This window comes from Streptomyces sp. NPDC030840, assembly GCF_055572015.1.
The window spans coordinates 265589-273099 of the sequence record NZ_JBVIEE010000012.1 but is presented as its reverse complement, the minus strand read 5'-3'; the positions used below and the strand labels follow the sequence as shown (position 1 = coordinate 273099).

The following is a 7511-nucleotide window of genomic DNA, read 5'->3' as shown; positions in this document are numbered from 1 at the left end:
CTGGTCTGGGACAACTTGAACACCCACCTGACGGCCGGGATGCGCCGCTACATCGCCGAAATGGACTGGCTCACCGTCTACCAACTCCCGCCCTACACCGGACCTCAACCCGGTCGAGGGCATTTGGTCGGTGCTTCGGCGAACCACCACAGCCAACCGCGCTTTCGCTGACCCCGAGGACCTCATCACCGCCGTCCGGCGGGGTTTACGTCAGCTCCAGTACCGCCACGACGTTCTCGATGGCTGTCTCACCGGAACCGGACTGGTGGCCGCCTCACCATGACGACATCACGCTTTCAGAGTCAGTAGACTGCAATCCTTAAAGCGAAAGGAGACCGAAACAGAAGCATCGGAAAGAACCCTGAAGGGTCCTTTCCGATGCTTCATCAATTACGCTGTGGTAGCATCTCGAAACTCTGCAGAACTGAGCGACTATCCAAATCTCGCAATGAATTTTTCTGCGAATTTCCGATACGAGTGAGCATACATGTCGTCCGAATCCGAGACCCTTCGAAGCTCGACCTCGACCATACCCGTAGCCTCTTCACGCATCCCGTTCATCGCACGCACAATCGGCAGCACTTTTGCTCTTTCATGTGCCATGAGCAGGCCTGCTGCATCGACATCACGCGAGAAGGTACCCCAGTCGCTATACGTTGCGATATAAGGTTCGCCGAATTTCCGCACAGCTTTCGCCAGGGAAGCGGCGACTTGACCGCTGTCGCCCCCTTGAGGAAATTCACAAACGCGGAATGATTTCTCAGGCATCAAATATCCGAGCGGCTTGGAGATTACCGGCATCGGCTTTTTTGGGATGTCATCCCGCAAGGCGAGCATTATTTCATCAAGCCGAGCGAAGTGCACACCAACTACGGGGTTGACTTTCAGGGAGCGGGGAAGGCCATGGGTGGCCAAGTTGAGGCCTATCCATCCGCATGCTCCCTCTCCTCGGTCCTGCAGAAGGCTCCCGCCGCGATGAATGAAACCGAGAGGCGCCAAAGCGGAGCGGCAAGCGGCAAGCGCCTCTTGCTTCAACGAAGCCACCTGGGTCTCCTCTGTTTGTCCTTAGCGGCAGCGACCGGTGAATGGGTAGCCGCCGTACCCGGCGATCTTGACGTCGCTCGCGCCGAAGCTTCCACGCAGACCGGCATTTTCGGCGTTGCGGCCGTACCAGGTCCCACCGCCGGCTTCAACTGAAGCATAGCCCCCTCTTCGCCCCTGGTTCTTCTGGAAGTCCGCACGTGGACCGTTCTTGTCGTCGAAAAGGTGCAGGATGCCATCCTTTTCAGCGACGACGTCGAGTGAATCCCGAGCCGGCGATCGTCACGGCAGTGCCGAGTGCTTCAAGCCCGCCGCGCATAACCAGGAGCACGGCGATGGCTCCCAGCAGTGGGGCAATGGCGATGACCACGGCGGCCACGGCATTGGCCACGGGCAACCGCAGTACAGAAACGGCATGTTGCTCCGGCCCCGGTTGCTTTCCAGGACCGTGCACTTCGGGTGGACGGGTCCTCATTTGCGTGTCCTCTCATGTCAGCCCAGGTGAGAAAGGTGGAGCGGTGAGCTATGCGGTAGCAGCCGCATATGCGTGTCCGGGAAATGCCCTGCCGCTGATGCGCCGGAACACAACTCCGGGGCAAGGCACGCTTTTGCAGGAGCCCGGGCTCCGTCATCTTCCGTGCTCCATCTACGACGGCGGCCCCGCCGGATGCAGAGGCCGGTGGGGCCGCACGCGTCTTCGGGGCCTGCTGCTACAGACCCCGCATGCCTGCCGCAGCAGGCTGCCGGTCTCGTCTCACCTGGGCTGACAGGAGAATCGAGAACCAAGTTGAACCAACTTAACCAAGTTGGCAACCAACTCTACTGTGGTTATCCCCGTTCCACCGGGATCGATAAACACCTTCCACGCAGCTTCCCGCTCCGATCCCAAAGATCATTCCGTTTCCGTCCGCCGACCTGCGGCGACCTACAGCGATACCGGCAGGGAAGAGGCGTCACCCCGGCGTCACCCCGGACCAGAGCGCGGATGCACCCCGATCCCGACCGCCAACTGCCCACCAATTCAGCCTTGCTGTTCGGAACGTGAAGGAGTTGGCAGCAGCTGGTCCGCGCGGCTACGCCATGCACCCCTGCGGGGTGAACCTTGCGAATGCGTCGCTCCTGGACCGGGATCCGGTGCAGCCGACGTCGGCCAGCTACGCGATGCCGACGGCTGACAAGGAGGACGCCGCTTCTCTGGTCGGGCACTGTGCGGCATCAGCGGCCGCCTGGTTCGTTCTTCGACATCAGCGTGACGAGGTCGAAGGCGACGGTCGCGGCTGCCAGGCACGTGATCTCCGCGTGGTCGTACGCTGGCGCGACCTCGACGATGTCGCCGCCGATGATGTTGAGGCCGGCGAGGCTTCTGAGTACGTGAAGCAGCTCGCGGCTGTTGAGCCCGCCCATCTCCGGGGTGCCGGTGCCCGGGGCGAAGGCCGGATCAAGCACGTCGATGTCGACCGAGACGTAGACGGGCGCATCGCCCACTCGACGTCGGACGGCATCGACCGCGCCGTCGATGCCGATGACGTCGAGATCCCCGGCGCGGATGACCCGGAATCCGAGGCGGGCATCGTCCACGAGGTCGAGCTCGTCGTAGACAGGTCCACGAATGCCCACGTGGATCGACTTCTCCTCCGCGAGCAGCCCCTCCTCGACCGCTCGCCGGAACACGGTCCCGTGCGTGATCGGGGCATTGAAGTAGGTGTCCCACGTGTCGAGGTGGGCATCGAAGTGAACGAGTGCGACCGGCCCGTAGGTCTCCTTGGCTGCGCGCAGCATCGGTAGCGCGACCGTGTGATCGCCGCCCAGGGCGATAATGCGCTTCAGGCCGTCGCCCCGTAGCTCGCGGGCGTGTCGTTCGACCTGCTTGAGTGCGTCGTCGATGTTGTAGGGCGTGCACGACACATCGCCGGCGTCTACCACTTGGACCCGCTCCAGCGGTGCGGTGTCCAGCTCGACGTGGAACCCGGGCCGCAGATCGCGCGATGCCTGACGGATCCCCATGGGACCGAACCGCGCTCCAGGCCGGTAGGAGGTTCCGCCGTCGAAGGGCACGCCCAGCACGGCGATGTCGTAATCGCCGACGTCGCCGATCTCCGGGATGCGGGCGAACGTTCCACGGCCGGCGAACCTCGGAACCTTCGTCGCGTCGACGGGACCGATGGGAGATTCAGTCATGAGCCACCTCGTGTGGTTCCGGGATGGGCGTAACGCGCCGTTCGAACTGCCCAGACGCGCGCCCTCCGCCGGGGGGACCGGCGAAGGCCTGCGCGATCGTCATCCACTGGGTCGCGACCGGTCCGTTGAGCTGGAGTTCGGTGTCATCCACGTGGCGGCGCCGGGTGACGACCAGGCAGAAGTCCTCGGCCGGACCGCTGACGCGGTTCGGGCTCAGGGGATCACCCCAGGTCCACGGTTCACCGCCGCCCGGGGGGTCGAGGACGACGGCGACGTCGGCGGCCGGGACGTCCAGACCGTGCGTACGGAAGCTGTGGGGCAACGCCAAGAGTCCGATGCGGGCCACCTGGCGCAGACGCGGCGTGGCCGGCCGGACCAGGCCGAAGGTGTCGACGATGTCCTGACCGTGAGCCCAGGTCTCCATGAGCCGCGCCGTCAGCATCGATGCCAGGGACATCGGCGGACCGAACCAGGGGTGGCGCCCTCGATGGTCGGCACGGACAGCAGACTCGCGCATCCGCGCGTTCTCCTCAGCCCACCGGTCCAGCATCCGCGCACCGGACATGCCGACCGTCCGTTCGCCGACACCGTCGATGTAGCGCTGGAGGTCGTCGATGCCATCACGCATGGTCTCGAATGCCTCGGGCGTCTCCAGGCTGATGCGCGCGACGGTGTCGAAGTGGGCCAGATGCGCAACCTGGTCGCGCACCGTCCAGCCGGGTGCGGGCGTCGACGACTCCCAGGACTCCTCGGGGAGATCGCGCAAGATCTCGACGAGCGCCTCGTGCTCGGCGGTGAGGTCGGCGACGAGACCGGTGACCACACCGGTGGCGTGTGTGTGCGGAGACGACTCAGACATACAGGAACGCCTCCGCCGGGTCGTGCAGCAAGCGTCCGACCTCGACCAGGACCTGGGACCCGAGTTCCCCGTCCACGAGTCGATGATCGAAGGAGAGTGCCAGCTGAGTGATCTGCCGCACGGCGAGTTGTCCCTCGACGACCCATGGCATCTCACGCACCGCGCCGAAGGCCAGGATCGCCGCCTCGCCCGGGTTAAGGATCGGGGTGGCTGCGTCGACGCCCAGCGAACCGATATTGGTGATCGTAATCGTGCCGCCGGACACGTCGTGAAGTGTCGCCTTGCCACGGCGTGCTGTGTCGATCAGGTCACCGAGGGCTGTGGCGAGCTCACGCAGGTGCAGGCCGTCAGCTCCCTTGATGTTGGGCACCAGCAGTCCGCGCGGTGTCGCTGCCGCGATCCCCAGGTTCACGTCGTGAAGGCGGGCGATCTCGCGGGCCGTCTCGTCCCAGCGTGCATTGATCTCCGGGTACCGTCTCACCGCGACCAGCAGCGCCTTGGCGACGAAGAGCAGCGGGGTGAGCCGAACGCCCTCCCACCGGCGGTCAGCCTTCAGTCGGCTCAGCATCTCCATGGTCGCCGTGACGTCGACCGTGAGGAACTCCGTCACGTGTGGTGCCGTGAAGGCCGACCGGGTCACAGCCTCGGCGATGGCCTTCCGGACGCCCCGGATCGGCACCCGCGTCTCGCGTACATCTGAGGTCTCCGGGCGCTTTGCAGCGGCGGCCTCCACGTCGTGACGGCTGATCACCGTCCCGTTACTGGGCACCAGGCTGTTGAGATCGACGTCGAGTGTCTTGGCCAGGTGACGTACCGGCGGTTTGGCACGAGCGCGACTGCCGGCATGTCCGGACGGTGCCGTTTCGACCCGCGGGGGCGCAGAGACGTCGGCGCCGCGGGGCCGGAGCCGCCGCGACCTGGCCGCCGCCGGCGCGGGCCCCGTACCGACAAGGACCATGGGAGGGTCCAGGACGTCCGCGTCCGCGTCCGCGTCGTCGTCGGGGACGACGACGACTTCGGGGCCGGTGTCGGTATCGTCGGATGCGTCGTCGATCGAGACGAGCAGTGTGCCGACCGCTACGATTGCCCCTTCCTCGACGTAAAGCGATTCGATTGTCCCGGACGCCGGCGAGGGGAGCTCGACGACGGACTTGGCTGTCTCGATCTCGAGGAGGATCTGGTTGACCTCAACGCGTTCACCGACAGCCACGTTCCACGCGAGGATCTCGGCCTCTCTCAGGCCTTCTCCCACGTCCGGGAGCACCAAGCGGATCATCGGTTGTCACTCCTAGTACTGCAGCGATCGGTCAATGGCATCGAGGACTCGGTCCACGTCGGGCAGGAAGAGCTCTTCCACGGCCGCCGGGGGATAGGGCAGGTTGTAGGCGCCAACCCGCAGGACTGGCGCCTGGAGGTCGTAGAAGCATGTCTCGGTGACCGCAGCGGCGATCTCGGAGCCGATACCCCCGATCGTCGACGCCTCGTGCACGACGACGAGGCGGCCCGTGCGCCGAGCCACAGCCTTGAGTGAGTCGACATCCAGCGGTGAGATCGACCTCAGGTCGAGGACTCCGACCGAGTAGCCGTCCTCGCGAGCGGCCTCGGCGGCGGCAAGCGCCGTCTTCACCGTCGGCCCGTGCGCGACGATGGTGCAGTCGTCGCCGTCCTGCAGAATCGCCGCCTCGTGGAGGCTCGACTGCGGCTGGTCGGTGACGGCGCCTCGGTCCCAGTACCGTCGCTTCGGCTCGTAGAAGATCACTGGGTCGTCGGATGCGATCGCTTGCTGGATCATGTGGAACGCGTCGTCCGGTGACGCGCACGAGACGACCCGCAGTCCGGCTGTGTGGGCGAAATAGGCCTCGTTCGACTCGCTGTGGTGTTCGACGGCCCCGATGCCGCCGCCGACGGGGATCCTGATGACGACGGGCAGCGAGATCGTGCCTCCGGACCGAGCACGCATCTTCGCGAGCTGACTAACGATCTGGTCGAAGGCCGGGTAGACGAAGCCGTCGAACTGGATCTCGCACACTGGTCGGTAACCGCGCAGGGCCAGTCCGATCGCGGTGCCGACGATTCCCGATTCGGCCAGCGGCGTGTCGAAGACCCTGTTCTCGCCGAACTCCTTCAGGAGTCCATCGGTCACGCGGAACACTCCACCGAGGGCCGCGACGTCCTCCCCCATCACCACGACGCGTTCATCGGCCTCCATGGCCCGTCGTAGCCCCGCGTTGATCGCTTGGCCTAGCGCCATGGTCGGCACGCTCATCGCTCCGTCCCGTTCGCGGCGACGATCTCACGGTGCGCGGCTCGCTCCGCCGTGACCACCGGGTGGGTCTCCGCGTAGACGCGGTCGAACAGGTCCGTGAGTTCCGGGGGATTCAACCCCGAGCAGACCGTGCGGACATCTATCGCGAATTCCTCCAACGCGGACGCCAACGAGTCGAACCACGTCGCCGCCACGTCGGCGTGTCGGAGGTAGGTCTCCAGGCGAGGCAACGGGTCACGCGCACGCCAGACGTCAAGCTCCGCATCGGACCGGTACCGCTTGGGATCGTCCGAGCTGCTGTGTCCACCGAACCGGTAGGTCATTGCCTCGATGAGCGCCGGTCCCCCACCCTGGCGGATCCGTTCGCAGGCGTACTGCGTGACCGCGTGCATGGCCAATGCGTCGTTGCCATCGACGTGGAAGGAGGACAGACCGAAGCCATGGGCACGCTTGTACAACGGTGCCTTCATCTGTCGCTGCGTCGGGGTGGAGATGGCCCACTGGTTGTTCTGGCAGATGAACAGCACCGGAAGGCCCCCCACAGCAGCCCAGTTGAGAGCCTCGTTCACATCGCCCTGGCTGGCGGCCCCGTCACCGAAGTACACGGCCACGACCTCGTCGGAGCCCTCGATCAGTGCTCCGGCGGCGTATCCGGCGGCGTGCAACGTCTGGGTACCGAGCACCAGCGAGTAGATGTGGAACCGGTGCTTATCGGGCTCCCACCCTGCGTGCGACACACCGCGCCACTGGCTCATGATCTCGGCCGGCGACAGCCCGCGGGCCAGGGCCGCCGCGTGCTCACGATAACTGGGAAAGACCATGTCGTCGGACCGCAGCGCCCTGACAGAACCGACCTGGGCCGCTTCCTGTCCCCAGCTCATCAGCCACAGATTGAGATCCCCCTTGCGCTGCAGCGCCAGAGCCTCGTGGTCGAACCGTCGCGCCATCGCCATGTCGCGATAGAGGACCTTCGCAAGCTCGATGTCGATCCCGAGTTGCTCGCCGGCGGCGGTAGGAGAACCGTCCTGCTCGATCATGCGGAAGGGGGGTCGGTCGGCCAGGTCGTGCTCTGCCGTGAGGAGCATGTCCAGAGCATCGTGAGTACTCAACGTCATAGTGAGGCTTTCCTTCTCCGGTGACGTGGTGGATGAGGCCGGCGTGGGACGG

Annotated in this window: 7 protein-coding genes and 1 pseudogene; 1 reads left to right on the top strand and 7 read right to left on the bottom strand. The window is 65.4% G+C overall.

The window, feature by feature from the left end; all coding sequences use genetic code 11:
• Window positions 1-283 (top strand): annotated as a pseudogene (locus tag ACZ49J_RS26185) (transposase); the annotation flags it as partial.
• Window positions 284-432: 149 nt separating this feature from the next.
• Here the strand turns inward: ACZ49J_RS26185 and ACZ49J_RS26180 are convergent.
• From ACZ49J_RS26180 to ACZ49J_RS26150, 7 genes are all read right to left on the bottom strand, one after another.
• Complete coding sequence (locus ACZ49J_RS26180) at window positions 433-1044, bottom strand: hypothetical protein (RefSeq protein ID WP_467451581.1); 612 nt, start codon at window positions 1042-1044, stop codon at window positions 433-435.
• Window positions 1045-1285: 241 nt separating this feature from the next.
• A complete protein-coding gene (locus ACZ49J_RS26175) occupies window positions 1286-1432 on the bottom strand; it encodes a hypothetical protein (protein ID WP_467451582.1) in 147 nt (48 codons plus the stop codon).
• A gap of 824 nt (window positions 1433-2256) precedes the next feature.
• On the bottom strand, window positions 2257-3219 hold the full coding sequence (gene speB / locus ACZ49J_RS26170; protein ID WP_467451583.1) for an agmatinase: 963 nt from the start codon (window positions 3217-3219) through the stop codon (window positions 2257-2259).
• Window positions 3212-4078 (bottom strand): TIGR03084 family metal-binding protein, encoded by an 867-nt coding sequence (locus ACZ49J_RS26165; RefSeq protein ID WP_467451584.1) that lies wholly within the window; start codon window positions 4076-4078, stop codon window positions 3212-3214. Before ACZ49J_RS26165 ends, speB begins: the two co-directional genes overlap by 8 nt.
• Window positions 4071-5354, bottom strand: coding sequence for a dihydrolipoamide acetyltransferase family protein (locus ACZ49J_RS26160; protein WP_467451585.1), 1284 nt, complete (start codon window positions 5352-5354; stop codon window positions 4071-4073). Before ACZ49J_RS26160 ends, ACZ49J_RS26165 begins: the two co-directional genes overlap by 8 nt.
• Before the next feature lie 12 nt (window positions 5355-5366).
• A complete protein-coding gene (locus ACZ49J_RS26155; RefSeq protein ID WP_326661226.1) occupies window positions 5367-6344 on the bottom strand; it encodes an alpha-ketoacid dehydrogenase subunit beta in 978 nt (325 codons plus the stop codon).
• Window positions 6341-7429: a thiamine pyrophosphate-dependent enzyme gene (locus ACZ49J_RS26150; RefSeq protein WP_467451586.1), complete on the bottom strand. Its 1089-nt coding sequence runs from the start codon at window positions 7427-7429 to the stop codon at window positions 6341-6343. The genes ACZ49J_RS26155 and ACZ49J_RS26150 overlap by 4 nt, the downstream gene beginning before the upstream one ends.
• Between the last annotated feature and the right edge of the window lie 82 nt (window positions 7430-7511).

Coding starts and splice junctions, on each gene's coding strand:
- speB (WP_467451583.1), bottom strand. CDS start 3,219: ATGACTGAATCTCCCATCGGTCCCGTCGACGCGACGAAGGTTCCGAGG.
- ACZ49J_RS26165 (WP_467451584.1), bottom strand. CDS start 4,078: ATGTCTGAGTCGTCTCCGCACACACACGCCACCGGTGTGGTCACCGGT.
- ACZ49J_RS26160 (WP_467451585.1), bottom strand. CDS start 5,354: ATGATCCGCTTGGTGCTCCCGGACGTGGGAGAAGGCCTGAGAGAGGCC.
- ACZ49J_RS26155 (WP_326661226.1), bottom strand. CDS start 6,344: ATGAGCGTGCCGACCATGGCGCTAGGCCAAGCGATCAACGCGGGGCTA.
- ACZ49J_RS26150 (WP_467451586.1), bottom strand. CDS start 7,429: ATGCTCCTCACGGCAGAGCACGACCTGGCCGACCGACCCCCCTTCCGC.